This window comes from Pseudomonas svalbardensis, from assembly GCF_030053115.1.
GTDB lineage: Bacteria > Pseudomonadota > Gammaproteobacteria > Pseudomonadales > Pseudomonadaceae > Aquipseudomonas > Aquipseudomonas svalbardensis.
Genome location: NZ_CP125619.1, coordinates 4,369,366 through 4,396,333, shown reverse-complemented (window position 1 = coordinate 4,396,333; position 26,968 = coordinate 4,369,366). Strand labels below are relative to the sequence as shown.

Annotated in this window: 24 protein-coding genes and 1 pseudogene; 14 read left to right on the top strand and 11 right to left on the bottom strand. The window is 60.1% G+C overall.

The window, feature by feature from the left end:
- The first annotated feature begins 10 nt into the window (after positions 1-10).
- The 4 genes from QFX16_RS20250 to qhpG are packed head-to-tail and all read left to right on the top strand — an operon-like array spanning position 11 to position 5,586.
- Positions 11-1,915 carry a sigma-54-dependent Fis family transcriptional regulator gene (locus QFX16_RS20250; RefSeq protein WP_283181085.1) on the top strand — a complete coding sequence of 635 codons (1,905 nt, stop codon included), beginning with the start codon at positions 11-13 and terminating at the stop codon, positions 1,913-1,915.
- Positions 1,915-3,633 carry an ABC transporter ATP-binding protein gene (locus QFX16_RS20245; RefSeq protein ID WP_283181084.1) on the top strand — a complete coding sequence of 573 codons (1,719 nt, stop codon included), beginning with the start codon at positions 1,915-1,917 and terminating at the stop codon, positions 3,631-3,633. Before QFX16_RS20250 ends, QFX16_RS20245 begins: the two co-directional genes overlap by 1 nt.
- Positions 3,623-4,300, top strand: a complete 678-nt coding sequence (qhpE, locus tag QFX16_RS20240) for a subtilisin-like serine protease QhpE (protein ID WP_283181083.1) — start codon at positions 3,623-3,625, stop codon at positions 4,298-4,300. The genes QFX16_RS20245 and qhpE overlap by 11 nt, the downstream gene beginning before the upstream one ends.
- Positions 4,297-5,586, top strand: coding sequence for a flavin-dependent monooxygenase QhpG (gene qhpG / locus QFX16_RS20235; RefSeq protein ID WP_283181082.1), 1,290 nt, complete (start codon positions 4,297-4,299; stop codon positions 5,584-5,586). Before qhpE ends, qhpG begins: the two co-directional genes overlap by 4 nt.
- A 122-nt stretch (positions 5,587-5,708) precedes the next feature.
- Here qhpG and QFX16_RS20230 read toward each other — a convergent pair whose 3' ends face one another.
- Positions 5,709-7,199, bottom strand: a complete 1,491-nt coding sequence (locus QFX16_RS20230) for an aldehyde dehydrogenase family protein (RefSeq protein WP_033061182.1) — start codon at positions 7,197-7,199, stop codon at positions 5,709-5,711.
- A 276-nt stretch (positions 7,200-7,475) separates the two neighbouring features.
- Here QFX16_RS20230 and QFX16_RS20225 point away from each other — a divergent pair, with 276 nt between their 5' ends.
- A complete protein-coding gene (locus tag QFX16_RS20225; RefSeq protein WP_046048402.1) occupies positions 7,476-7,730 on the top strand; it encodes a DUF1652 domain-containing protein in 255 nt (84 codons plus the stop codon).
- A gap of 50 nt (positions 7,731-7,780) precedes the next feature.
- Here the strand turns inward: QFX16_RS20225 and QFX16_RS20220 are convergent, their stop codons facing one another.
- Complete coding sequence (locus tag QFX16_RS20220; RefSeq protein ID WP_283181081.1) at positions 7,781-8,137, bottom strand: hypothetical protein; 357 nt, start codon at positions 8,135-8,137, stop codon at positions 7,781-7,783.
- Positions 8,138-8,480: 343 nt separating this feature from the next.
- On the opposite strand from QFX16_RS20220, the gene peaA reads away from it, so the two are divergent.
- From peaA to peaD, 4 genes are all read left to right on the top strand, one after another.
- Positions 8,481-10,061, top strand: a complete 1,581-nt coding sequence (gene peaA / locus QFX16_RS20215; protein ID WP_283181080.1) for a quinohemoprotein amine dehydrogenase subunit alpha — start codon at positions 8,481-8,483, stop codon at positions 10,059-10,061.
- Positions 10,062-10,142: 81 nt separating this feature from the next.
- On the top strand, positions 10,143-11,573 hold the full coding sequence (gene peaB / locus QFX16_RS20210) for a quinohemoprotein amine dehydrogenase maturation protein (protein ID WP_046048405.1): 1,431 nt from the start codon (positions 10,143-10,145) through the stop codon (positions 11,571-11,573).
- 1 nt (position 11,574) lies between these two features.
- A complete protein-coding gene (gene qhpC, locus QFX16_RS20205; RefSeq protein WP_008027961.1) occupies positions 11,575-11,898 on the top strand; it encodes a quinohemoprotein amine dehydrogenase subunit gamma in 324 nt (107 codons plus the stop codon).
- 24 nt (positions 11,899-11,922) lie between these two features.
- Complete coding sequence (peaD, locus tag QFX16_RS20200; RefSeq protein ID WP_283181079.1) at positions 11,923-13,041, top strand: quinohemoprotein amine dehydrogenase subunit beta; 1,119 nt, start codon at positions 11,923-11,925, stop codon at positions 13,039-13,041.
- 140 nt (positions 13,042-13,181) lie between these two features.
- Here peaD and QFX16_RS20195 read toward each other — a convergent pair whose 3' ends face one another.
- Genes QFX16_RS20195 through QFX16_RS20185 form a run of 3 tightly spaced genes read right to left on the bottom strand, consistent with a single transcriptional unit; the run spans position 13,182 to position 14,964 of the window.
- Positions 13,182-13,583 carry a lysozyme inhibitor LprI family protein gene (locus tag QFX16_RS20195; RefSeq protein ID WP_283181078.1) on the bottom strand — a complete coding sequence of 134 codons (402 nt, stop codon included), beginning with the start codon at positions 13,581-13,583 and terminating at the stop codon, positions 13,182-13,184.
- 57 nt (positions 13,584-13,640) lie between these two features.
- Entirely contained in the window at positions 13,641-14,039 is a 399-nt protein-coding gene (locus QFX16_RS20190; RefSeq protein WP_283181077.1) for a GFA family protein, read from the bottom strand.
- A 13-nt stretch (positions 14,040-14,052) separates the two neighbouring features.
- Positions 14,053-14,964, bottom strand: a complete 912-nt coding sequence (locus QFX16_RS20185; RefSeq protein ID WP_283181076.1) for an ADP-ribosylglycohydrolase family protein — start codon at positions 14,962-14,964, stop codon at positions 14,053-14,055.
- A gap of 196 nt (positions 14,965-15,160) precedes the next feature.
- Between QFX16_RS20185 and QFX16_RS20180 the strand changes: the two genes are divergently transcribed.
- Both QFX16_RS20180 and QFX16_RS20175 read left to right on the top strand, forming a co-directional pair.
- Complete coding sequence (locus QFX16_RS20180) at positions 15,161-15,649, top strand: SRPBCC family protein (protein WP_283181075.1); 489 nt, start codon at positions 15,161-15,163, stop codon at positions 15,647-15,649.
- 7 nt (positions 15,650-15,656) lie between these two features.
- Positions 15,657-16,457 carry an aminoglycoside phosphotransferase family protein gene (locus tag QFX16_RS20175; RefSeq protein ID WP_283181074.1) on the top strand — a complete coding sequence of 267 codons (801 nt, stop codon included), beginning with the start codon at positions 15,657-15,659 and terminating at the stop codon, positions 16,455-16,457.
- A gap of 512 nt (positions 16,458-16,969) precedes the next feature.
- On the opposite strand, the gene inhA is transcribed toward QFX16_RS20175, so the two are convergent.
- Entirely contained in the window at positions 16,970-17,665 is a 696-nt protein-coding gene (inhA, locus tag QFX16_RS20170; RefSeq protein WP_283181073.1) for an isonitrile hydratase, read from the bottom strand.
- Between the two features lie 92 nt (positions 17,666-17,757).
- Here inhA and QFX16_RS20165 point away from each other — a divergent pair, with 92 nt between their 5' ends.
- Positions 17,758-18,741, top strand: coding sequence for a GlxA family transcriptional regulator (locus QFX16_RS20165; RefSeq protein WP_283181072.1), 984 nt, complete (start codon positions 17,758-17,760; stop codon positions 18,739-18,741).
- Here QFX16_RS20165 and QFX16_RS20160 read toward each other — a convergent pair.
- The 5 genes and pseudogenes from QFX16_RS20160 to QFX16_RS20140 form a co-directional block, all read right to left on the bottom strand.
- A complete protein-coding gene (locus tag QFX16_RS20160; RefSeq protein WP_283181071.1) occupies positions 18,710-19,612 on the bottom strand; it encodes an alpha/beta fold hydrolase in 903 nt (300 codons plus the stop codon). The genes QFX16_RS20165 and QFX16_RS20160 overlap by 32 nt on opposite strands.
- 36 nt (positions 19,613-19,648) lie before the next feature.
- A complete protein-coding gene (locus QFX16_RS20155; protein WP_283181070.1) occupies positions 19,649-20,038 on the bottom strand; it encodes a hypothetical protein in 390 nt (129 codons plus the stop codon).
- 169 nt (positions 20,039-20,207) lie between these two features.
- Complete coding sequence (locus QFX16_RS20150; protein ID WP_283181069.1) at positions 20,208-22,034, bottom strand: glycoside hydrolase family 15 protein; 1,827 nt, start codon at positions 22,032-22,034, stop codon at positions 20,208-20,210.
- Positions 22,027-22,827, bottom strand: a pseudogene (locus QFX16_RS20145) (glucose 1-dehydrogenase). Before QFX16_RS20145 ends, QFX16_RS20150 begins: the two are co-directional and overlap by 8 nt.
- 137 nt (positions 22,828-22,964) lie before the next feature.
- Complete coding sequence (locus tag QFX16_RS20140) at positions 22,965-24,488, bottom strand: family 2 encapsulin nanocompartment cargo protein terpene cyclase (protein ID WP_283181068.1); 1,524 nt, start codon at positions 24,486-24,488, stop codon at positions 22,965-22,967.
- 200 nt (positions 24,489-24,688) lie between these two features.
- On the opposite strand from QFX16_RS20140, the gene QFX16_RS20135 reads away from it, so the two are divergent.
- Positions 24,689-25,861 carry an MFS transporter gene (locus tag QFX16_RS20135; protein ID WP_283181067.1) on the top strand — a complete coding sequence of 391 codons (1,173 nt, stop codon included), beginning with the start codon at positions 24,689-24,691 and terminating at the stop codon, positions 25,859-25,861.
- A gap of 172 nt (positions 25,862-26,033) precedes the next feature.
- Positions 26,034-26,768 carry a thioesterase II family protein gene (locus QFX16_RS20130; RefSeq protein ID WP_283181066.1) on the top strand — a complete coding sequence of 245 codons (735 nt, stop codon included), beginning with the start codon at positions 26,034-26,036 and terminating at the stop codon, positions 26,766-26,768.
- Positions 26,769-26,968 lie beyond the last annotated feature (200 nt).

Genomic DNA, 26,968 nt, shown 5'->3' with positions numbered 1-26,968 from the left:
GGAGCGCTTGATGACGCTAATAAAAACAACTCCTCCCAAACTTCACCGTGAAGCCCGGCTGGCCCGGGAAAAACTCCATCTCGAGGGCGAAGTCCCGGATGGCGTGTTGCGGGCGGAAATCGATGCGTCGTGGCGGCGTAGCCTCAGCCATGGCGTGCATTTCAATGCCAAGCACGAGCTGGCGCTGGAATCGAGCGCGAGCCTTGACGTGCTGTTGGCGAGCAATCGGCTGCTGATCGACGCGGCGTTGCCGGCCATCGATTACCTGGCTGAACGTCAGGGCAAGGAAGGACTGATCATCCTCGCCAATTCCGACGCCACCATCCTCGCTGTCGAAGGACGCGCCGATCGCCTCAAGGGCAGCGGCCTGCAAGACATCACCCTCGGCGCCTGCTGGAGCGAAGCCGCTCGCGGCACCAACGCGCTGGGCACCGCACTGGTGGAAGCCCGGCCGACGATGATCGATTGCGGCGAACATTACCTCGATCGCCTGACCGATTTCTCTTGCACCTCGGTGCCGATCTATTGCCCGCAGGGCGACATCCTTGGCGTACTCGACCTGACGCGCGAAGGCCCGCTGGGCCGCGTTCACGACAGCACCGCGTTGCTGGCCATGGCTGTCAGCCAGATCGAAAGCCGGGTGTTCAACGCCAGTTATCCGGACGAGATCGTCCTGGCCTTCCACAGCCGTCGGCAGTACCTCGAATCCCCTTGGCAAGGCCTGTTGGCGGTGAGCCTTGGCGGGCAGATTCTCGCGGTTAGCGCCCAGGCCTGTCAGTTGCTCCACGCCGAACGCTCGGCGCTGGTCGGTCGACGCTGTGAAGAGTTTCTGGGCGTCGATGGCCTGAAACTTCTGTCGCGTCTGCATCAGGGCGGAGTCGGCAGTTTGCAAACGGCTAAAGGCGAGTTCTTCTACAAAACCCTGCGTGCGCCGCAGCGTTCAATCAATGTCAGCACGCCGCCGCGCAGCACAGCGAAAACCGCCAAAGCACAACCGGATCTCGAATCCCTGGCCGGCAGCAATGTCCGTTATGCCCGAGCCTTGCGTATGGCCCGTCAAGGCCTGGCCAATGAGCTGCCGGTGTTGCTGCTGGGCGAAACCGGCACCGGTAAGGAAGTCATCGCCCGCGCCCTGCACATGGCAGGCACCCGCTGCGATAAACCCTTCGTCGCGGTGAACTGCGCGGCAATCCCCGAAGGCTTGATCGAGTCGGAATTGTTCGGTTACCGCGAAGGCGCGTTCACCGGCTCCCGCCGCGGTGGCATGATCGGTCGTCTGCAACAGGCCCATGGCGGCACCTTGTTTCTCGATGAAATCGGCGATATGCCGCTGGCCTTGCAGGCCCGTCTGTTGCGGGTGTTGCAGGACCGTAAAGTGGCACCGTTGGGCGCCGGTGAAGAGCAAGACATCGACGTTGCATTGATCTGCGCCACGCACCGCGACCTCAAGCGACTGGTCGAAGAAAAACACTTCCGCGAGGACCTGTTCTACCGCGTCAACGGTATCAGCGTGATGCTCCCGGCGTTGCGCGAGCGTGAGGATTTCAGCGGTCTGGTCGCTCGCCTGCTGGCCAAACTGGATGCGCCGAAGATGGTCCTGCATGACGATTTGAACCGCTTGCTCAGCGGCTATCACTGGCCGGGCAACATCCGCCAACTGGAAATGGTTTTACGCACGGCGCTGGCCATGCGCGAGCCGGGGGACACCGTACTCACCCTCGACCACTTGCCCGACAGCATGCTCGACGAGTTGAGCGCCAGCGAACGTCCTCAGGCCGGCAGCATTCGCGAGAATGAACTGGAGCTGATTCGCCAGTCCCTGGACACTCACCAGGGCAACGTCTCGGCCGCCGCCGACGCCTTGGGCATCAGCCGCGCGACCCTGTATCGCAAGCTCAAACAGTTGCGCTCGTGATGCAGCGCTTGATCGTTCGGCTGATCGACAGCCAGAACCCCGAAGCCCTGCAAGCGGCGTTGCGCTGGCTCTACAGCTTCGTGCGACCCCATCGTCTGGCGATTGCCGGGCTGCTCGGGTTATCGGTCTGCGCCTCGTTGCTGGTGTTGGTGCAGCCTTGGCTGACCAAGCTGCTGATCGACGATGGCCTGCTGGCGCGCAACTTTCCGATGCTGGTGCTGATCGCCGGGCTGATGATCGTGGCCGGGCTGCTCGGAACGGGGTTGTCGGGATTAAACCGTTACCTGCACACGCGGCTGTCCGGGCGGATTCTGTTCGCCCTGCGCGATGACCTTTATCGGCATTTGCAAACACTCTCGCCGAGTTTTTACGGACAGCGCCGAATCGGTGACTTGATGTCACGCCTCGATGGCGACGTCGCAGAGATCCAGCGCTTTGCCGTGGACTCCTTGTTCTCCGCGGTGTCGAGTGTGATCGGTCTGGTCTGCGCCGTGGCGATGCTGCTGACCCTGTCGTGGAAACTCTCGTTGCTGGCGCTGGTGCTGATACCCCTCGACGTGCTCTGGTTGCGCTGGATGCGACGCAAGGTCGAACGGGATGTGCGGCAATTGCGCGAGCGCTCGGCGGACATGTCCTCGTTCATGGTCGAGACCTTGCCGGTGATGAAGTTCATCCAGTCTGCCGGACAGCAACAGCGTGAATCGCGGCGTCTGGAGACGTTGGGTCAAGGCTATATGAGCCAGTTGCTGCGCCTGCAAGTCACCGAGTTTTTCACTCAGGCGGTGCCGGGCACACTGACTTCTCTGTCCCGTGCTTGCGCGTTCCTGATCGGCGGATATTGGGTGGTGCAGGGGACCTGGCAACTGGGCGCGCTGATCGCGTTTTCCACCTACCTGGGCATGGCCGTCGGACCGGTACAGAGCCTGCTCGGGCTCTATGTCGCGGTCCAACGAATGACCGTCAGCCTCGGGCGCGTGATGGAATTGCGCGGCGAAGAGCCGACCGTTCTCACACCCGTCACGCCGCAGCCGATGCCGACTTCCGGCGAACTGCGTTTCGACAACGTGCACTTCAGCCATCCCGGTCGCCCGACGACCCTGCGCGGCATCCAAGCGCAAATTCCCTACGGTTTGAAAGTCGCCCTGAGCGGCGGCTCCGGGGTCGGCAAATCGACCCTGATCGACCTGCTGCAACGGCACCACGATCCGCAGTCGGGTCGGGTGTTGCTGGGGGAGGTCGATCTGCGCGAACTGGACCTGTTCCAGCTGCGTCGGCGGATTGCGGTGGTCAGTCAGGACATCGTGCTGTTTCGCGGCAGCCTCGCCGACAACCTCGCCTACGCGGTGCCGGACGCCAGCCGTGAAGCGATTGCCGAAGTCGCACGGCTGGCGCAACTCGACAGCCTGATCGAGTCGTTGCCCGAAGGCCTCGACAGCCCGTTGGGCGAACGCGGTCAGCAGTTGTCCGGCGGGCAGAAACAGCGCATCGCCATCGCCCGGGCGCTGTTGCAGGATCCGTTGATTCTGGTGCTGGACGAAGCGACTTCGGCGGTGGATGAAGCCACCGAACGTGAAGTCATTGAAGCCATCGATCGACTGTTTGCCGGGCGTACGCGGATCCTCATCAGCCACCGTCCTTCAACCTTGGCCGATGCCGATTTGCGCTTTGAATTGCTCGACGGCGTACTCACTTCAAAAACGGTGCTGCATGAAGCCTGAGCTGCGGATTGGCGTGGTGGACAGCGGTCACTCGGCGGCGCAGCGGGTGCAAGTGGTCGCCGGGCGGCGCTTCTCGTTGCTGGCGGATGGATTGGCCGAAAGCGACTTGCGCGACGATCCTCTGGGCCACGGCAGTGCGGTGATCGAGGCCATCGGCCGGCGGGCACCGTCGGCAGTATTTTGCGTGGCTCAGGTGTTCGACCAGCGTGGGGTCACCAGCGCCTTGCAGATCGCCACGGCGATTGACTGGCTGGTGGCGCAGGACGTTCGGCTGATCAATTTGAGCCTTGGTCTGCGTCAGGATCGCAGCCTGTTGCGTGAAGCCTGTGCCGCGGCGGTGGCGCGAGGTGTTTTGCTCTGTGCGTCCAGCCCGGCGCAGGGCGAGGGCGTGTTTCCGGCGAATTATCCACAGGTGCTGCGAGTCACTGGCGATGCACGTTGCGCCGAACAGGAATGGTCGTGGCTCAACAGTGCTCAGGCGGACTTCGCCGCGTGTGTGCATGGAACCTATCCGGGGCAGTCTGGCGCCAGTCTCGGCTGTGCAGCGTTGAGCGGGCACATTGCGGGTTTTTTGGTTGCACATCCCGAGGCGAGCAACGAACACGTCATTGAGTGGCTGCGGGAGAATGCCCGTTATCGCGGCCCTGAACGGCGCTTCGGACCATGATTTTGATTCTTGGCGCAGGGCCAGCGGGCGCGGCGGTTGCCTTGGGTTTGCGTCGGCTCGGTTATCCCGTGACGCTGGTTAGCGAATGGCGGCGGTTTGCGGCGTTGGAAGGCGTTTCCATTCGGGTGCTGGAGGCCTTGCGTGGCGCGGGGCTTCATCAGGCACTGGCGCATGCAGCGCTGCCGTCGCAAAGACAGGTGTCATGGAACGGTCAGCAACATGCGCAGAACATCGAATTTTTACTGGATCGCCCGAGCTTTGATCGAGGCTTGCGCGAAGATCTGCGCCTGGCTGGCGTTGAGCTGATCGAAGGCCGAGTGCTGACGGTGCAGTCATCGGTTTCGGGGCATAGGATCGAGGTCGAAGGGCGCGAGGCGCTGCTGGCGGATTTTCTGGTTGAGGCGCGTGGGCGTCAGGCACCGGCACTGGGCAAAGGCCTGCGCGGGCCGGAGACGGTCAGCCTGCTCAACCGCTGGCAAGGCACGCCAGGCAACACCGCCAGCGCCGTGGAAAGCCTTGAGGACGGCTGGGCCTGGATGGCCCGGCGAGCCGACGGTCAGTGTTACTGGCAATGGACGGTGGACGTGGCCAGTGCTGAATTGCCGGGCAAGGCGATGTTGCTCGACTACTGTCGTGAGCGACGTCAGGGTTCGGCGTTGGCGCGGGCGTTTTTCGGTATCGAGCCTGAGATCGACCTACAGCTGCATGCCCGCAGCAGCACCGCGATTTTGTGCCCGCAGGTGTGTGGCGATCACTGGATTCGGGTCGGCGATGCGGCGATGGCGGTGGATCCGCTGTCGGGCAACGGGATCTTTCAGTCCTTGTCCTCGGCGTTACAGGCGCCGACGGTGATCAACACGTTGTTGCGTAAACCCGAGCGAGCGGCGCTGACTCAGCGCTTTCATCAGCAACGGGTGGAGCAGTTGTTTTTGCGTTTTGCGCGGATCGGGCGGGATTTTTATGCCGATGAGCAGCGTTGGTTGGATCAACCTTTTTGGCAGACGCGGCGGCAGTGGCCGGATGCTGAAGTGGCGCATGCCGAGGCGGATTTTTCCTCGTTGAGAATCGAGCGCGCGCCGGTGTTGAAAGAGGGTTTTGTGGATGAGGCCGAGGTGGTGATCACGGCGGATCAGCCGCTGGGGATCTGGCATGTGCAAGGGGTTGAGTTGGCGCCGTTGGTGCGGCGGTTGGGCAGTGAGCCTGCGGATCAGGTTTTGGCGGGGTTGACGGTGGAGCAGGGACGGGTGATCAGGAGTTGGTTGTTGGCTCAGGGGTTCAAACCCTGATTTGTAGTGACCGGTCTGGCCTCTTCGCGAGCAGGCTCGCTCCCACAGTAGTTGTGCGTCGATTACAAATCCCCCTGTGGGAGCGAGCCTGCTCGCGAAGGCGCCCGTGAGGGCACCACAGATCAGAGCTTGATCAACACCGACTTCAACTCCGTGTAATGCTCAATCGCCGCATACCCCATCTCCCGCCCAACCCCCGACATCTTATACCCACCAAACGGCAACGCCGGGTCCAGGGCGCTGTGGCAGTTGACCCACACCGAACCTGACTTGATCCGCGGAATCATCCGGTGCACCGCCGCCAGATCGTTCGACCAGATACTCGCCCCAAGCCCATAAGGACTGTCATTGGCCATGCGCAATGCATCGGCTTCATCATCGAACGGAATCGCCACCAGCACCGGCCCGAAAATCTCTTCCTGCACCAATGAGTGCTTCTGATCGACATCCACAATCACTGTCGGTTTAACGAAGAACCCCGGCCCGAACTGCTCGCCACCGCAAGCGATGGTCGCGCCGCTTTCCCGACCCTTTTCGATGTACCCGTAAACCCGCTCCTGCTGACGCGCCGAGATCAGCGGCCCCATTTCCACACTTGGGTCCAGGCCATTGCCCAGCTTCATGGCATTGGCGATGTCGGCGATGTCGGCCACCACATTGTCGAAATGCTTACGCTGCACATACAGCCTGGAGCCTGCGCAGCACACCTGGCCCTGATTAAAGAAAATCGCGCTGGCGGCGCCGGCTGCGGCGCTCTTCAGGTCGGCGTCGGCCATGACGATGGTCGGCGATTTACCACCCAGTTCCAGGGTCACCCGGGTCATGGAATCCATGGCGATCTTGCCGATCTGTTTGCCCACGGCGGTGGAGCCGGTGAAGGTCAGCTTGTCCACCAGCGGATTGTGGGTCAGGGCGGAACCTGCGGTGATGCCGGTGCCTGTGACCACGTTGAACACGCCTTCGGGGTAACCGGCTTCCAGCACCAACTCGGCGAGTTTCAGCGCGGTCAGCGGGGTTTCGTCGGCGGGTTTGAGCACCACGGTGCAACCGGTGGCCAGGGCCGGGCCGAGTTTCCAGCAGGCCAGCAGCAGCGGGAAGTTCCAGGCGACGATGGCGCCGACCACGCCCACTGCTTCGCGGCGGATGAAACTGTGGAATTGATCGTTGGGCATCAACGGCAACGACACTTCAACGCTGGAGCCTTCGATCTTGGTCGCCCAACCGGCCATGTAGCGCAGGAAGTCGATGGACAGTTGCACATCCATCACCTGGGCCACCGCCGCACTTTTGCCGTTGTTCAGGCATTCCAGTTGCGCCAGCAGTTCTGCGTCGCGCTCCATCAGGTCGGCAAGTTTCCACAGCAGGTTCTGCCGTTCCCGAGGTCGGGTGCGGGTCCAGGCCGAATCATCGAAGGCCCGACGCGCAGCGAGCACGGCGCGGTCGACATCCTCAGGCGTGGCCCGTGGCACCACGCACAGCACTTCGCCGGTGGCCGGGTTGTGCAGGGGCATGGTCTGGCCATCGGCGGCCTCGACCCAGTCGCCGCCGATGAGCATGCGCGGCGCGCGCTGGATGAACGCCGAGGTGGCGGGAAGCAAATAAGGGAGGGGCATTTGTCGAGACCTCTTGTTGTTCGTGAGAACAAGGCTTTCGCAATGGCTGTGCCAAGTGCCCGAAAAGGCAGAACCGCCCTTGGCCGGCGGGGTTTTGGGGTACTCACGGGAATCGCGGGCGCTGTGAGATTGTTGCAAATTGCGACAGCTATGAGACGACGAGCAACCGGGTTGCGACCTTGAGGTACTCATTATTGAGGACTAGAATTTTCAGGATCGGTGGGTGAAGTGACGGACCGCTCATCCGGCAATACATCTGGCGTGAGGGAGGTAACGATGTTCCTTTCAACCCTGGAAATTCAAAACATCATTGAGCACAGTTTTCTGCCGTCCGTGTGCACCTGCACCATGGCGGCGGACCAGTCCCTGACGATTCGGGTCTGCGACTGCATGACCGGCAAAGTGGATATTGTGGCCACCCACGTTCCCCTGTGGACACTGGACAGTCCCCATGCGATCGCGTCGCTGGTGGCGGACATGCAGCACGAGATCGACGTACACAAAAGCGTTCCCCCCACCTATGACATCTGAACCGGCGTCACGCCGCACCGTGGGAAAGCGGTGCGGCCCGCGTCGATTTTTCAGGCTGCAAACGTTCGGGAAATTTCTTCGAACGTGTTGCCATCCACGGCAGCCAGCAGCTTCCTGTCGTCCTTGAGCGTCGCCAGAAACGTCACTTCGGTTTCCTTGCCGGCCAGCATGAACCCGGCGATTGCGCCGATGGGCCCCAACAGCATGGCTCCGGCCACGCCAAAGCCGATGGCATCCTTGATGTTGTTGATCGAATCCTCGTTGGCCACTTCCACGCACTTGAACGATGAGAGCGGGAGGGTAATGCCAGGCCATGGATGAAGCGACGTTCTGAGGGTGAAAACGCCGTCTCTGTACTCTCCATCACCCTGCAGAAAGTCCCCCGCCAGGACAGTGATGCTTGCCATTTTTTTATCCCCTGGTGGCAATCGGTGAACAACCAGTTCGCGCTTGCAGGGGATCGGCGTCAATCGCCGGCCGATGAGCTGTTCCGGTCAGGCCATCTATGCTGTCTCAGACTGCAACAACTGTCGCGATATTAGACGCAGGCGATCTCGTTCAGCGATGGCGAGAAGCTGTCATCTTCACACAATGTCTTGATTTAAAAGGTAATCGCCAAGCTGGCACGCTCCGTGTATTGCTCATTGCAGACGTTTCTCTTGCCTCCGTCAGCGGTGCGCCGCCGACGGCAGAAACCATAAAAACGATATGCCACAAAAATAAGAAAGCACCGTGCGAGGCTCGACGTTGATGAAGAGAAAACTCCGATCAGGCCTGAGTGCCAGTCTGCTGGCCGTGGCCGCTTGTGTGGCGCTGCATTCGCCTTACAGCCTGGCAGCCCGCGACGCCCAGACCATCCTCAAGGAAACCTGTCAGGGCTGTCATACCCCCGAAGCCGATAATGCCCTGAGCCGCATCAGTCACCAGCGCAAAACCCCTGAAGGCTGGCTGATGAGCATCGCCCGCATGCAAATCATGCACGGTTTGCAGATCAGCGATGACGACCGCCGAACCCTGGTCAAATACCTGGCCGACACCCAAGGCCTTGCCCCAAGCGAGACCGACGGCGTACGTTATGCGCTGGAGCGTCGACTCAATACCGTCGAGAAATTCGACGACCAGACCAGCCAGATGTGCGGCCGCTGCCATTCCGGTGCGCGGGTCGCCCTGCAACGGCGTCCGGCTCTGGAATGGGAGCGTCTGGTGAACTTCCACCTCGGCCAATGGCCGTCGCTGGAGTACCAGGCTCTGTCTCGCGACCGTGATTGGTTCGACCTGGCCCGCAAAGACATGGTGCCGCTGTTGGCCAAGCGTTATCCGCTGGACAACCCGGCCTGGAAAAAATGGCAGAGCACCGCGCCAAAAGCCGAAGCGTTGGTGGGCGACTGGAGCTTCAGCGGCCACTTGCCGGGCAAGGGTGAACTGGCCGGCGTGATGAGCGTCACGGCCGATGGCAGCGACACGTTCAAGGTCAGCGTCAAAGGCCAATACGCCGACGGCAGTCCGTTCAACGGCGATGGCAGCGCGATTCTTTACACTGGTTACGAATGGCGCGGCAACGTGACCATCGACGGCGTGACCATGCGCCAGGTGTTCGCCGCCCAAGGCAACGCGATGCAGGGGCGGATGTTCGAGGCGGAGCACGATGAGCGAGGCCTGGACTTCGTCGCCGCCAAGCAGGGCAGCAGCCGTTTGCTGGCGGTGCAGCCGGGTTACCTGAAGGCTGGCGCCGAAACTGAAGTGACCCTTGTCGGCAGCGGTCTCACCGGCAAACCGAACTTCGGCAAAGGCGTGGAAGTGGTCGAAGTCATCGAGCAGAGCCCGGGTCGGATCAAGGTCAAACTCAAGGCCGCCGCCAATGCCCAACCGGGTCTGCGCACCGTCACCGTCGGCACGCTGAAAGGCCCGACCTTGTCGGTCTACAGCAAGATCGCCGAAGTCAAAGTCGTACCCGAGTTCTCGGTGGCGCGGATCGGCGACGGCGGTGGTTCGACGCCAAAAGTCCAGGGCCGTTTTGATGCCGAAGCCTGGGGCAAGGGCGCTGACGGCAAGCCGTATCGCATCGGTGTGTTCCCGGCGCAGTGGTCGGTCGAAGCCTTCGACGACCGCGCCAAGGAAGACGAGGACGTCAAGTTCGCCGGCACCATGCAGGCTGACAGCGGCGTGTTCACACCGGGCGATGCCGGGCCAAACCCGCAGCGCAAAATGTCCACCAACAATGCCGGCAACCTCAAGGTGATCGCTGCCGTCGACGACGCAGGAAAATCCCTGACCGGCGAAGGCCACATGATCGTCACCGTGCAACGCTGGAACAATCCACCCATTCCATGAGTTAGCTGATCCCAAAAGATTCAGACACTTTTTCGGAATGACCGCAGGCCTCGTAAAACGGGGTTTGCACAGGAGGTTGCAATGGGCGCTATTTTGAATCTGGTCGAGCGGAACCTGCACGAAGTACACGTCGATGCCGACCGCATGCTGTTTCACATCCCCAGCAGTTCGCTGTTCGCCAGCGATGAGCTGACGGGCACCATTATCGATACCTTGCGCGGTCCCGGCTGTTCATCGGACGACCTGATCCAGCGCTTGTCTTCACGCTTCAACGGCGAAGAAATCACCGAGACCTTGCGTGAGTTGATGTCCTTGGAGTTGGTCAGCGACGGTTCGCCGTTGACCCCGGACATCGGCACCAAACGGGTCGAGCGCACGGCGATCAATACCGTGGTGCTCAACGTCAACACCGGCTGCAATCTGAGCTGCACCTACTGCTACAAGGAAGACCTGGACAAGCCGTCGGCTGGCAAGAAAATGGACGTCGAAACGGCGGTCGCTTCAGTGGAAATGCTGCTGCGTGAATCGCCGGACGAAGAGCGTTTCACCGTGGTGTTTTTCGGTGGTGAGCCACTGAGCAATCGCAAGCTGATCGAGTACATGGTCGATTATTGCGAGAAGCGTTTCCGCGAGGCGGGCAAGTTCGTCGAGTTCGTCATGACCACCAACGCGACGCTGCTCACCGAAGAAACCGTCGACTACCTCAACGCCCACCGTTTCGGCCTGTCAGTCAGTATCGACGGACCGAAAACCGTGCACGACCGCAACCGCATCACCGTGGGCGGGCAGGGCACGTACGACGTGGTGCGGCGCAAGGCTGAAATGCTGCTGTCGCGCTACAACAGTCGTCCGGTGGGCGCGCGGGTGACGCTGACCACCGGCGTCACCGACGTCGAAACCATCTGGGATCACCTGTTCAACGAACTGGGTTTTGCCGAAGTCGGGTTTGCCCCGGTGACCTCCGGCGACATCAGCACCTTTAACCTGTCCAGCGACGAGCTGATCGAAGTCTTCGCCAACATGAAGAAGCTCGGTCGGCGTTATCTGGAAGCGGCGCTGGAGCACCGCAACATCGGGTTCTCCAACCTGCACCAGTTGATTACCGACATCCACGAAGGCCACAAAAAAGCCCTGCCCTGTGGCGCGGGCCTGAAGATGCTGGCGGTGGATCACAAGGGCGAATTGAACCTGTGCCACCGCTTTACCGGCTCATCGTTGCCGACTTTCGGCAACGTCCACAGCGGTGTGAAGCAAGTGGAGTTGAACGACTTCCTGTCCCAGCGCCTCGACCGTACCAACACCGGTTGTGAGGACTGCCAGATCCGCAACCTCTGTTCCGGCGGCTGCTACCACGAGAGCTATGCCCGTTACGGCGATCCGACCCACCCGACCTATCACTACTGCGAACTGATGCGTGACTGGGTCGACTTCGGCATCGAGGTCTACACCCGGATCATGGCCCACAACCCTGCGTTTATCAGCAGCTACATCACTCCGCGCAAGGCTCACTGATATGAAACATCTCAAGGCAATCAATAATAAAGCGCTGAAACTGGATGAGGCTGCGGCAGAAAACCGCATCGAAGAAGTGGTGGCGATGAGTTCCGTCGCCGGCTGCGCCTCGACCACCGACCCGGGTTGGGAAATCGACGCCTTTGGCGGTGTGTCGTCGCTGTGCCAGCCGATGGAAGCCGACCTTTACGGCTGCTCCGACCCATGCTGGTGGCCGGCCCAGGTGCCCGACATGATGAGCACCTACCCAGACTGGAACAAGGATGCCCAGGCGTCCAACGACAACTGGCGCAACCTTGGCACTGTCTTTCCAAAAGACAAGTAATCGGTCAGATATAAGGATTCCAGCATGCCTAGCATCAAAGCCTGCGGCCTGGCCGCATTCGCCGTCCTGAGCGCCTGTTCGCTCACTGTTCTGGCCGATGAAAACACCGCACTACAAGATGGTCACGAGTACATGGTGACCACCAATTACCCGAACAACCTGCACCTCATCGACCTGGCCACCGATACCCTGTTCAAGACCTGCAAGATGCCGGATGCCTTCGGTCCCGGCACCGTTCAGTTGTCGCCGGATCGCAAGACCGCTTACGTGTTGAACAACCACTACGCGGATGTCTACGGCGTTGAACTCGACAGCTGCAAGCAGGTGTTTCACGCCAGCATCACCCAGAAACCGGGGGAGAAAGCGAAGTCGATGTTCGCCTTCACCCTCAGCCACGACGGCAAGGAACTGTTCACCATTGCCAACCCGACGTTGATGCTCAACGACCGCTACGAAGTGCAGCAACCGCGGCTCGATGTGTACGCCACCGACGCCGGCATGAACGCCAAACCCGTGCGCAGTTTCCCGGCGCCACGGCAGTTGACCATCATGCAGAGTGGTGACGACGGCACGCTGTACGTGGCCGGGGCGGATGTCTACAAGGTCGATGTGAAGACCGGCAAGTTCGACGTGCTGATCCCCAGTCGCCACTGGAAGCGCCCGAACTACAGCGCGCCGGACGTGCTCTACGTATGGAACCAGCAGACTTATCGCCATGACTTTTCGCTGCTCTACACCGCGGCGAAATTCAAGGACAAGAAGCAGGATCCCGCGACCGCCGAGTACCTTTACGGGCTGTTCAGCATCGACCTGAAAACCGGCAAGACCGAAACCACCGACTTCGGTCCTCTGACGGAAATCTACTTCAGCGGCATGCGCTCGCCGAAGGATCCGAACCTGATGTTCGGCGTACTCAATCGTCTGGCGAAGTACGACATCAAGGAAAAGAAAATGCTCCAGGCAGCGACGCTGGATCATTCCTACTACTGCATTTCCTTCAACAAGGACGGCAGCAAGATTTATCTGGCGGGGACGTTTAATGACGTGGCGATCTTTGATCCCGAGAGCATGAAGCAGATTGGCAGCATCAAGTTGCCGGGTGGGGATATGGCGATCACGACTGCGCAGATATTTGTCCGGTAATTGCGGCGACCGAACTGACGCTTTCGCGAGCAGGCTCGCTCCCACAGTGGTTTTCGGTTGTACACAAAATATGTGTTCACCGAAAATCCAAATGTGGGAGCGAGCCTGCTCGCGAAGAGGCCCTCACAGGCACCCAAGTATCAAGCCCCAGGCACCGGGCAACTCAAATCCCCCTCCTGGCACTTCAAGTAATTTTTGAAAGTCTCAACCCGCGCCTTGGTCAATTCAGTCACACAGTTGCTGTAGATCAGCGGATACACACTCCCGCCTTCCACCCCGGCGCTCGAGAACTTGCACTCGGCATCCCGAAACGCAATCCACGAACGCTGCGCCCCGATCAGCAGCTTTTTGCTGTCGGGGTTGCTCTGCAAACGCTCGTTGATCTGCTGGTAAAGCGCATTCAACTCCTTATCCGCCGCCTTGTGCTGCTGCGCCGCGCACTGATTCATCGTCGCCTGATCGGTGGCGTTGTCGCAGTCCACCGCATAAGCGGCAGTAGTGAACAGCAGAGGCGTCAGCGCCAGGAGAAAGCGTGGGTGCATTGGGATTCTCGCTGTGACAGGAAAGTTGGGATGCAGTTTAGTGCCGTATTCGACCCTTTATGTTTGCCATTCAGGGCATTTTTTAATCGATTCATAGCCAAGCCACGGCACGTCATGTGACGTCCATTTATGCGCCTGAGGCGTCATTCTCGGGTCATCATCCAGTGTCGCCACACGAACGATAACGTGGGGTTGGGCCAAGCGCTCAGCCATCAAATGTGAACCGCAGGCCGAACAGAAATGCCGAAGCTTGCCCGGTGACGATTCGTAGCTGCTCAGGCGGTCCTGACCTTTGGTCCAGCGAAAATGTTCGCGCATGACCCCGGCTGTCGAGGCGAATGCCGCCGCGTGTGCTTTGCGACAGGTTTGGCAGTGGCAATGACTGATGGGCATGTCGAGGCTATCGACTTGGTACTCGACGGCTTTGCACAAGCAGCTGCCATGCAGGCTATTCATCGCGTGCTCCTGATTACGTGAGGGTGGCTGCCACCAGCAAAGCGTCAGCCGTGGCTTCGATGTCTTCACGCCAATGTAACTTTTCCAGCCAACGGTCGGGAATGCCCTGCACACCGTAATGAGCCCCGGCCAACTGGCCAACGATGGCGGCAGTGGTATCGGCGTCGTCGCCCAGGTTGGCGGCTTTCAGGATGGCGGCTTCAAAGCTGTCAGTCTGATGAAAGCACCACAGGGCCGCTTCCAGTGAAGCAACGCAGTAGCCGCTGCCATGGATTTCGCGTTCAGGTTTACCCAGATAATCGCCTCGTGCGATGGCGGCAACTTTGGGTTCCAGGCATGTCGTTTCTGACACGCCGAGCACTTCTGCCTTGGACGCGCCTTGTAACGCTCGGTGGATCAGCTCGGCGAACAACTGACAGCATTCAACAGCTTCCGGTGCGGCGTGGGTGGTTCGCGAGCTGTTGGCGGAAAACGCCAGGATCCGGTCGCGATCGGGAAAGTAATACAACACCACCGGCCCCAGGCGCATCAGCGAGCCGTTGCCTGCCGTGCGGGGATCGGTGGAGCCGGCGAACGGTTCGCCGGTTTCCTGATAACGCGTCAGGGCGTCGCGTACGGTCATGCCAATGTCGAAGCACTCACCCGTTGAGCTCAGATAACCCCATTGCCACCAATTCAAGTAACGACCCATCTGATCGGCCGCCTCGAAGCCGTTTTTGCTCAGCAGGCTTTCGGCCAGGCACAGCGCCATCGAGGTGTCATCGGTCCATTGCCCGGGTTTCAGATTGAAAGGGCCGCCACCCACCATGTCGGTCAGGGGCTTGAACGAGCCGCGTGGCTGAAACTCGACGCTGGTGCCAACCGCATCACCGCAGGCCAGGCCCAGCAGGGCTCCGCGATAACGCTCCGTAAGTGAAAGCTGCATGAATCGTCCTTGTCTGAGTCAATTTCGCTTTTAACGTTAGCAGTTTCGGTCTACTCGTTTTGTTTTCAAACCAGCAGTTACACTTGGAAATGCAGCTGAATATTTCGTAGAGGGTTGATTGCGATACCCGATTGATACAACTTTAGGGTTGGTCTTGTGGTCTTACAGGCCTACTGTTCAGTACAGGAGGTGACTTATGAATCCAGCATCAGATCGCATCGAAAGGAAGATCCTGCTCAAAACGCCGCGCTCGCAGGTTTGGCGTGTGCTGGCCAATGCCGAAGCCTTTGGGCAGTGGTTTGGCGTGGCGCTGGAGGGCAAGCGTTTTGTCGCCGGTGAATGGACCCAGGGGCAGATTACGTACCCGGGTTATGAGCACTTGCTGTGGAACGTACTGGTGGAGCGGGTCGAGCCGGAACGGGTGTTTTCGTTTCGCTGGCACCCGTATGCCGTGGAGCCTGATCTCGATTACTCCCAGGAACCCACCACGCTGGTGAAGTTCGAGCTCGAAGACATGGATGAAGGCACGTTACTCAAGGTCACCGAGTCTGGTTTTGATCACATCCCTCAGACGCGTCGACTCAAGGCGTTCCGCATGGACAGCCGCGGTTGGGATGAACAAATGAACAACATCGAAGAGTTTCTCAAAGTCAGTGCCAAGGCGCGCGAGCGTCAGGAAGAGTGATGGCGGCATGTTCGAACCTTGGCTGAAACGCTGGGCGCTGGTGCCGGACGGTGAACCGATCACCACGCCCGGCAGTCGTTTGTTGCCGGTGCGCATGGGTGATGTGCCGGCGATGTTGAAGATCGCTGTCGATGCCGAAGAAAAGTTCGGCAATCTGTTGATGACCTGGTGGGGCGGCGAGGGCGCTGCCCGCGTCTATGCCCATGACGGAGACGGGTTGTTGATCGAGCGTGCCATGGGCCAGCGATCGCTGATGCACATGGCGCTCAACGGTCAGGACGACGAAGCCAGCCAGATACTGTGTGCGACATTGGCGCGGCTGCACGCGCCGCGGCCGTCGCCACCACCGCTCCTGGTTCCATTGGCGCCATGGTTCAAGTCGCTTCGTTTGGCGGCTGAACGGTTTGGCGGCCCTTATTCCCTCTGTCTCGCCACTGCCGAAGCCTTGTTGGCCGAACCGCAGGACGTCGTGGTGCTGCACGGCGACATGCATCACGACAATGTTCTGGACTTCGGCCCGCGGGGTTGGCTGGCCATCGATCCCAAGCGGGTGATCGGTGAGCGCGGATTCGACTACGCCAACCTGATCTGTAATCCCGACTTGCCGACGGCGACTGATCCGCAGCGTTTCCACAGGCAGATAGCGGTGGTGGCGGACGCCGCCGCTCTCGAGCGTCGACGGTTACTGCAATGGGTGTTGGCGTTTGCCGGATTGTCGGCAGCCTGGTTTCTCGAAGATGACGACGCCCTGGCGGCCGAAGGTCAGCTACAGGCCGCTAAACTCGCGGCTTCAATGCTCGATACCTGAGCCGTCTAAGGGTTTTCGGAAGGGTGGCTATAGCGAATGTCCTACACGCGATGGTAGCTATGTCGTCTATTGCACATTGGATCCGAAGCGTAATCTAGCTTCATCAACCGAAGCACAGGAAGTGCTCGGGATCACGGATGATCGACCATAAGCAAGGAATCGCTGCCGACAGGGAGTCGTAATGGTCTTGGGAAAAACCCGCTTCGGCGGGTTTTTTTTGGTCTGTTGAAATCTGCTTCAAGGGGCGAATGGTCAAAGGCTTACACCCGCTAACGGGTATGTCGTCTTTTGATGCTTCACCGATGTGTTTAATCTGGATCCATCAACTGAGTCGCAGGAAGCGCTCAGGATCACGGATGATCGACCATTGGCCAGGATGGCTGCCGACAGGATGTCGAAATGGTCTTGAGAAACCCGCTTAGGCGGGTTTTTTTGTGGGCGATGGAAAATCCTCGGCGCATCATTTTGGCCGGGGAAACGGCAGCCTGGCACTGGCTGCCGGTCGGGATGGATCAGCGTGCTGATAACTGATCGAGTTTCGCTGCAACACGTTCAGTGATTTCCGAGCGCAGTTTCAATGACCCGGCAGCACGTTTGCGGGCTTCCTCCAGCACGCTGACCGGAGCCGTCTCAGGACTGCCCGACGCAAACGGCGGTGCCGGGGCATATTCCAGCTGCAACTGCACCAACTCTGCCGTGTCCTTATCGAACAGCTCCGCGGCCAGGGTCAGGGCAAAATCGATGCCCGCCGTGATCCCGCCACCGGTCAGCAGATTGCCGTCGCGCACCACTCGATCCTTCACCGGGATCGCACCCAAAGGCGCCAGCAATTGGTGATAGGCCCAGTGAGTGGTGGCGCGCTTGCCTTTCAACAGACCCGCCGCGCCTAGCACCAGCGCGCCGGTACACACCGACGTGACGTAACGCGCGTTGGCGGCTTGCGCTTTGATGAAGGCCAGTGTCTGTTCATCCTCCATCAATGGCCCGACGCCGCTGCCGCCGGGGATGCAGATCACATCCAGCGGCGGGCAATCGTCGAACGTGATGGTCGGTTTCAGCACCAGGCCCGTGCTCGCAGTGACCGGCATCAGGTCCTTCCAGACCAAATGCACCTTCACGTCCGGCAGCGAGGCCAGTACGTCGTAAGGGCCGGTGAGGTCCAGTTGCTGAACCTGTGGAAACAACAGAAAACCGATCTGCAACGTCATGGCATTTTTCTCATGAAGTGGGGGTAGACGCCTTTACTGTAGGCTCGTAGGATTTGGCGTATACGCCAATCACCCCACGAATTACGCCAATCATGCCCAAAACCATTCACGTACTCGCCTTTGCCAATGTGCAATTGCTCGACGTCACCGGGCCGTTGCAGGTGTTTGCCTCGGCCAATGACATTGCTCACCAGAAAGGCTTGCCACCGCCTTACGCGCCGACGGTGATTGCCAGCGGCGGCGGGGCGGTAATGTCGTCGGCGGGGTTGGCGCTGTTAGCCGAATCGTTGCCTGAGCAGAGCAGTGACACGTTGATCATTGCCGGTGGCTGGGGCGTTTACGACGCGGCGCAAGACGAACCGCTGGTGGCGTGGGTACGTGAACACGCGACGGGATGTCGGCGGGTATCGTCGGTGTGCACCGGGGCATTTTTGCTGGCGGCCAGCGGCTGGCTCGATGGCCGGCGGGTGGTCACTCACTGGACCCGTTGCGAGCAGTTGGCGCAGCAGCATCCGCGGCTTCAGGTAGAACCCAATCCGATTTTCATCAATGACGGTCCGGTCTGGACCTCGGCCGGGGTCACCGCTGGCATCGACCTTGCGCTGGCCATGGTCGAAGAAGATCTTGGCCGCACGATGGCCCTGGAAGTCGCCCGGCAATTGGTGGTGTTCCTGAAACGCCCCGGCGGCCAATCGCAATTCAGCGTGACCCTCTCTTTGCAAAAGGAAGGCAACCGTTTCGACGAACTTCATGCCTGGATCAGTGAAAACCTCACCAAGGATTTGGGTATCCCGACCCTGGCCTTGCAGGCGGGCATGAGCGAACGCAGTTTCGTGCGCCACTACCGCGCCGACACCGGCCAGACGCCGGCCCGAGCCATCGAACTGATTCGGGTCGAGACCGCCCGACGCTTGCTCAGCGATACCGGCGTGCTGATCAAACGGGTGGCGGTGCAATGTGGATTCGGCAGCGAAGAGACGCTTCGACGCAGTTTTCTGCGGGCCATGGGCGTGACCCCGCAGGCCTATCGCGAGCGTTTCAGCGTCAGCCCTCCAGCAGATTCAGTAACGCTCTGAGCGTTGCCTCGGGCGCTTCTTCGGGAATGTTATGCCCGACGCCCGCCAGCACCCGCCGCTCATAACACCCGGTGAAATGGGCGATGTCTTCGTCTGTCTCCGGTGCTGGTCCGACGCCATCGTCGGCCCCGCAAAGGGAAATCGTCGGTACGCTGATTGGCGGCTGTCGGGTCAGCGCTTCTTCGATCCACTCCAGCGCTGGGTCGCCGGGCGCGTACATGAACCGGTGGCGGTAGGAGTGAATCACCACCTCGACGAAATCCGGATTATCGAAGGCCGGTGCGCTAAGGGGATACAGTTCAGGGCCCTTGGTCCAGGTCGGTGACCACAACATCCAGAGCAATTCGCACAAAACCCGGCGATTTTTCGTCAGGCCTTCGACGCCGCGTGGCGTGTGGAAGTAGTACTGATACCAGAGGCGGTGCTCGGTTTCCGGGTCCAACGGTTCAGTGGAATGGGGAATGTCCTGAAGGTTGTAACCGTCGCCGGTCACCAGGCAACGAACCCGCTCGGGCCATAGCGCCGCCACGATGCACGCCGCCCGACCGCCCCAGTCGTAGCCGCACAGGGCGGCTTGTTTAATGGCCAACGCATCCATCAGATCCAGCAAATCCTGAGCGAGGGCGGCTTGTTGTCCGGAGCGCAGGGTGTCGGGGTGGTTGAAACGGGTCGGGCCGTAACCGCGCAGGTACGGGACGATGACGCGGTAGCCCTTGGCGGCAAGGGTCGGGGCGATTTCGTCGTAAGCGCGGGGGGAGTAGGGGAAGCCGTGGAGGAGGATGATCGGGTCGCCGGTGGTGGGGCCTTGTTCTTCGTAGGCGAGCGACAGACTTGGAGTTTTGGTGAAGTGGATCAGCGCTTCATTGTTCATTCGATACTCCAGAAAGGGTTGTTTTTAGCCTGTTTCCTAGGCTTCGATTTCCGCCACTTGATTGAAGTATTTCGACCGATCCGGCGTAAACGTCACCACCATGTTGGTCCGCGAACAGGTCAACGCCCGTTCTTCACCCAAATCAATATCCAGATCTTCCCCGCGTAACCCTTGCCACTGAGCGAGGTACTTGAGGGATCCGTATTTTTCGAGTTTTTTCAGGCTGCGGCTGACGCCACCTTTCCAGCCCAGCACCGGCAGTTCGCCGGCAAGGCAGCGTTGGACGAGTTCAGGGAAACGGGCGGCGCGTTGGCGGCCGATTTCCCAGCATTTAATCAGGCCCTTGTCGTGGCATTCCCACAATTCATCCCGGTTCAGGCCTGACCGGAGTGGGGCGTCGATGCTGCGGTGGATGCGCTGGGTCATTCTGGTTCCTTGAATTCGGGTTTTGTTGGACAGCTCCGCTGTACCCGTTGACGGTGGATGGTAGGTGGGGATGTAACGGCTGGCAACAAAGGATTTTCTGATAGTGAACGCGGGTTTTGTTTAAGCAATGCAGGACTTCGGACTACACAAACCTGTGGCGAGGGTAATCTCAAGGCTGCCAGAAACTCTTCTCGCCACTCAATTTCCGATCCAGAAAACACGCCGCACTGATCAGTGCCAAATGCGTCAGCGCTTGCGGCGTATTGCCCAGATGCCGCGCATGGCTGTCGAACTCTTCGGCGTACAACCCCAACGGGTTCGCATACCTCAGCAACTGTTCAAATTCCAGATGCGCCTTTTCCACGCGGCCGGCGCGGGCCAGGCATTCGACGTACCAGAATGAGCACGCGGCGAATGCGCCTTCGGTGCCGCCGAGGCCGTCGATTCGGGTGTCTTCATTGCGATAGCGGTAAACCATTCCATCGCGCACCAGATTCTTTTCGATGGCATCGAGGGTCGCAAGCCAGCGCGGGTCTTTGGCGCTGACGAAGCGCACCAGTGGCATCAGCAGCATCGAGCCATCAAGCGCGGTGCCGCCGATGTGCTGGACGAAGTGCCCGCGCTCTTCGTTCCAGAAGTTTTCCCAGATGTCAGCGTGGATCGCCTGTCGGGTCTGGTCCCAGCGGGCGAACGGGGCGGGCAGGGAGCGTTTTGAGGCGAGGCGAATGGCTCGATCCAGTGCCACCCAGCACATCAGCCGCGAGTGCAGAAAGTGATGCTGTTCGCCGCGCATTTCCCAGATGCCGACGTCCTTTTGCTCCCAGGTTTCGCAGACCTGATCGACCACTTCCACCGCGTGTTTCCAGCCTTGATGGGAGATGGCGTCGCCGTATTTGTTGACCAGGTACACCGCGTCCATCAGCTCGCCGAAGATGTCGAGCTGGACCTGGTCGTAAGCCTGATTGCCGATCCGTACCGGTGTTGCGCCGCCATGACCGGAGAGGTGCGAGAGTTCGGTTTCCGGCAGTTCCTGGCGGCCATCGATGGCATAGAGGATGTTGAGTTTCATCGGTTTGCCGTGGCAATCACTGACCCGCCCGCGCAGCCAGCGCATGTAATCATTGGCTTCCTGAACGAAGCCCAGGCGCATGAACGCGTAGACGGTGAACGAGGCGTCGCGGATCCAGGTGTAGCGGTAGTCCCAGTTGCGCTCGCCGTCAGGTGTTTCCGGCAGGCCGAAGGTCGCTGCGGCGAGGATTGCGCCATGCCTGCGTGAGGTCAGCAGCTTCAGCGCCAGGGCCGAGCGATTGACCATCTCCCGCCAGCGGCCGCGGTAGTTGGATTGGCCGATCCAGTCGCGCCAGAACTTCAGGGTCCGTTCCAGGCAGATCGCGGCGGCGCCTTCCTTGAACCGCGGGTCGTCGATACCGCCCAGCATGAATTCGGCGCTCTGGTCCTGTTCGAGGGTGAATTCGGCGACTGCCGCATGGCCGTCTATATGCAAAACCTGATCCGAAGACAGGCGCATGGACGGCTGATTGGCTGCCTCGAAGGTCACGTCCTCTTCATCCATGCGTGCGCGGGTCTTGGCGCGAGCGTAGTCATGGCGCACGGCGCAACGCATATGAAACGTCGCCTGGCCGCTGACCACACGAACCCGGCGCATCAGCACCGACGTGTCATCTTCGCTGTCGCCGATGGGCAGCAGGTCGGTGACTTCGACGACTGCGCGGTCGCTGAGCCAACGGGTTTGCAGCACATTGGTGTCGGGCAGGTAAATCTGTTCGCGGCGAGCGTCGGGTAGATCCGGGGACAGTTGGAAAATCCCGGCCTCAGGGGTGTCCAGCAGCGAACAGAAGATCGACGGGCTGTCGAATTCCGGCCAGCAGAAAAAGTCCACGCTGCCTTTGTCATTGACCAGTGCCGCACTGCGCATATCGCCGATGATGCCGTGGGCGTCGATGGCGCTTTGTCGTTCGGGATGATGATCAGCCATTGCCGCGAAACTCCGGATAAAGGCTCATGCCGCCGTCGATGAACAGGGTGGTGCCAACGATGTAGTCGGACGCATCGGAGGCGAGGAAGACCACCGCGTTGGCGATGTCCTCGACATCGCCGACCCGGCCGTAAGGAATGAGTTTGAGCAGTTACTGCTCGTGATCGCCGTCGGTGGCGGCGCTATTGATCGGCGTGCGAATGGCGCCCGGTGCGATGCCGTTGATGCGGATCCGCTGGTGACTGACTTCCTGGGCGAGGGTTTGCATCAGCATGTCCACGCCGCCCTTGGACGCGGCGTAATTGACGTGACCGGCCCAGGGAATGCGCTGGTGCACCGAACTCATGTGGATGATTTTGCCGGCGGCCCGGGACACGCCTTCGCGAACACCTTGCTGGTTGAAAATCCGCAGTGCCTCGCGGGCACAGAGGAACTGGCCGGTGAGGTTGACGCCAATCACCTGGTTCCAGTCATCGAGGCTCATGTCCACGGCTGGCGCGTCTTTTTGCAGGCCGGAATTGGCGACCAGAATGTCCAGGAAACCGAAGGCTTCGAGGGTTTGCGCAAACAACCGTTCAACGTCTGCTTCTTTCGAAACGTCGGCACCGATGGCGATGGCCCGACCGCCTTCAGCATTGATCTGCCGGGCCAGTTCCTCAGCGGGAGCGGCCTGGGAATTGTAGTTGATCACCACGGCGGCACCGGCGGCGGCCAGTGCCTTGGCAGCTCCGGCGCCGATGCCGGAACTGGCACCGGTGACCAGTGCCACCTGTTGGTCGAGAGAAATCTGCATGAAGGATGAAGCCTTGAATAGAGGGCTTAACTAGCTGACTGGCACGCGGTGGCGAGAGTTCAGATCCTGACATGAAAAGATCTTCATCTGCGACCACAGGCCATATCCCCTAGGGCAGACAGTCATGTATTCATAGCTTAGGTCCGGTAGCGGCCACTGTGGCGATGCCACTCCAGACTTCCTGCCACCCAACTTTTTACGCCTGCCAGAAAACGCTTGAGCAAGGGTGAAGCATCCACGAGCAGCTCCTTTTCGGCGGCTTCATACAGGCGCATGACGTCGTCATGAATGGTCGCGCTCAGCTTCATGGCTTGTTCGATAGAGCATTGCCTCTCATTCGCCAGCAGCAACGGCAGATTGAAGTCACCGACTTGGGCAAGGTTTTCCTTGGGCGCCGAATACAGGTCGTTGGCGATGATTGTCGCACTGGCCGCCAATGTAGTGACGCGGCGCACCGCGGGAGAGGAATAGACATGGGCCGGCAGCTCATAGCCGCCGATGACGTCAATCAGCGACATGCAGGGCAGAAAACTATTGGTCTGGCGCTGGGCCAGATATTCCCAGAGGGCAGGTGTGACGCCACTGAAGCGCCAGGCCGCTTCGGCGGTCATGGTAACGAACATGGCGATGATTTCATGACGGACCCTGGCGATCTGGGTGAACGTGGCGAACTCGGCGACGCGTGCCATGTACGCGCGCAGGCCTACCAGCACTGGGTCGCTTTCCAGGGCAGTTTCAAGTTTCAGGCGATAGTCCTCGGTCAAATGCACAGGTTCCAGCGCGGCGAGCGCGACGGACAGGCGAGGGCCGACCAGTGCCGGTATGGATCCGGTACGTTCATCGTCGCAGTAGTAGTCGTCCACGGCGAATAACGCGGCGATGCATTGAGCGGATAAAAGCAGGCGATCAGGATTGTCGGTATCCGTGTGGCACAACATGGCGAACCGGCCAAATCCCGATGCACGAATTTTTTGCTGTTGACCAGCGAAAATGCCGGTTTTTTCAATCCAGTGCATGAGCCGGTCATCGACTTCTGACGCGAGTGTTTCATTGATTCGCAAAGGCGCCACGCAATGCAGTGGCGGTACCTGCCAGTTCGAGACTGCCTGGCTGCGCGGTGCGCCGCTCCGTGCGAGCTCATGCCATTGACGTATGCCGTTCAGGCCGAATTGTTCGAATATCTTGCGAAACCATGCGGTGAACGCCTGTGGTGCCGCATCGATGGCGGCAGGGATTTTCGAGAGATCCAGCCATTGCCAGTTTTCGGCCTCTTCGGCGTTGGCAATGGGATCGATATCGCAGACGCCAGCAAATACATGATCGTATTCGTGCTCGATAAGTTGGTTCGAGACGGGCTCGTGATAGAGAAGTGTCGTGACTTTGAACAATTTGCAGGTTATGCCCATTTCTTCGCGCAACCGCCGTTGCGCCGCGGCGAGCGTTCGCTCACCCAAGCGAGGATGACCACAACAGGTATTGGTCCACAGCCCCGCCGAATGGTATTTGCCAAGTGCGCGTTGTTGCAGCAGCAGGTGCCCGTTACGATCGAAAACGAAAATGGAAAATGCGCGGTGTCGCAGGCCTTGTTGATGGACCTGCAACTTGGGGGCGAAGCCGGTCTGGCGATCTTTCGGGCTGACCAGAATCAGTAACTCTTCCATAGCAAGACTCCTGCGTGCCTTCGCTACTGGACATTATTTCGGACCAGACTTCGTAGTGAACTTCAGACTAGTTTTCGGGAATAGAAAATCTAGTTCAGTTCCGATAGCGCCGCAAGGCGTTGCAGACTTTTACGCCCGGGTACTTTTTACTGCCAGTCGGGTTTGTGGCACCGTGCATCCGCAAAGGATGAGAGGATCCCATGGCAAACCCCTACCGCGAACTATTCAACGCCCCAGGCGCTCGAGCTTTTGTACTGGCGGGCATGATCGCGCGCATGCCGATTTCCATGACCGGCATCGGCCTGATCACCATGCTCTCGCAACTGCAGGGCGGGTATGGATTGGCTGGCGCAGTGGCGGCCACGTTTGCCTTGGCCACGGCATTTTGTGCACCGCAGGTTTCGCGGTTGGTGGACCGCTTCGGGCAGCGTCGGATCTTGCCGGTGTCGGCGTTGATCGGGGGCGGGGCGTTGTTGCTGGTGTTGCTTTGCACTCGTTTGCAGGCGCCGCAGTGGACGTTGTTTGTGTTCGCCGCGCTGGCCGGTTGCATGCCAAGCATGTCGGCGATGGTGCGGGCGCGCTGGACCGAGGTGTATCGCGGCCAGCCTGAACTGCACACTGCTTATGCGCTGGAGTCGGTGCTGGACGAGGTCTGTTTTATTGTCGGTCCGCCACTGTCGGTGGGGTTGTGCGTTGTGGCGTTCCCCGAGGCGGGGCCGTTGGCGGCGTTGCTGATGCTGGCGATCGGGGTGACGGCGTTTGTGCTGCAACGTGACACCGAGCCGGCGATTCATCCTCATGAAGACCATCATCAGGCCTCGATCATTCGTTCCAGCGAGATTCAGTTGCTGATGCTGTTGATGGTCGCCATGGGCACCATCGTCGGTGTGGTGGATGTGGTCAGCGTGGCCTTCGCCCAGCAGCAGGGCCAGCCAGCGGCGGCGAGCATTGTGTTGTCGGTGTACGCCATCGGCTCGTGCCTGGCCGGGCTGGCGTTCGGGGCGTTGCGCTCGAAACTGCCGTTGCCGCAACTGTTTCTGTACGGCGGGGTGGCGACGGCGGTGACCACGCTGCCGTTGCTGCTGGCGACGAACATTCTCGGGCTGTCGCTGGCAGTGTTTGTCGCCGGGCTGTTTTTTGCGCCGACGCTGATTGTTGCGATGGCGTTGGTGGAGCGCATCGTGCCGCCGGCCAAACTCACTGAAGGCCTGACCTGGCTGGTGACCGGGTTGAGCATTGGCGTGGCGATTGGCGCGGCCAGTTCGGGTTGGCTTATCGATGCATTTGGAGCCCGGAGCGGATTCTGGGTCGCCGTCGCCGCTGGCGCCGTGGTCCTCGGTTCCGCAGTGCAAAGCTTCCGCCATTTGAAATAAAGCCCCCCTGTAGGAGTGAGCCTGCTCGCGATAGCGGTGTAATAGTCACCATTTATTTTGACTGACACACCGCTATCGCGAGCAGGCTCACTCCTACAAGGGGGATGTGTACGACTAATTCTCCCCGACGCTCATCCGTTCACTTAACAGACAACTTTTCGAGGTGAACCCGGTGACCCAGCTGACATTGCTCTGCCTGCCTTATTCGGGCGCGAGTGCCATGGTCTACAGCCGCTGGCGACGCAAACTACCGGAGTGGCTCAAGCTGCAACCCGTGGAATTACCGGGGCGTGGCGCCCGGTTTGGCGAACCCTTGCACACCGACATGCGACGCTTGGCGCTACAACTCGCGCAGGAACAAAAAGCCACGCTCAAGGCGCCGTACGCGCTGTTCGGTCATAGCCTTGGCGCGTTGCTGGCCTGTGAGATGGCCCATGCGTTTGGCTCGCTTGGCTGCGCGGAACCGGTGGCGCTGTTCGCCTCGGGCACCGCCGCACCGACCCTGCGTGCCGACTACGATCGCGGTTTCGCCGAGCCTAAAACCGATGCCGAACTGATCGAGCAATTGCGCACCCTCAACGGCACTAGCGAGGAAGTGTTGGCCAACGAAGAGCTGATGAGCCTGACGCTGCCAGTGTTGCGCGCGGACTTTCTATTGTGCGGACGTTTCGAGCCGCAACAGCGTTCGTTGCTCAAGTGCCCGATTCATGTGCTCGGCGGCAAGGCTGATCGCGCTACCACCGAACAGTTGATCGGCTGGAGCAAGGAAACCCACGGCAGTTTCTCGGTGGACATGCTCGCTGGCGGTCACTTCTTTATCCACGAGCACGAAGCCAAGGTGTTGCGGGTGATCAAGGATCAGCTGGAAGTTCACCATCGGCGGCATGCCATGGCAGTCAGCGCCTGACCCAATCTCAACATCACCTCAATCCTGTGGGAACGAGCCGGCTCCGGGCGGCGTTCCGACGAAGGCGGAGTATCAGTCGACATCAAGGGTGGCTGATACATCGACTTCGCGAGCAAGCTCGCTCCCACAATGACTTTTGACACCCTGACACTCCGCGTTCTACCTCCTTCCTGATACTTGTTCTCATTCGCTAATTTTTC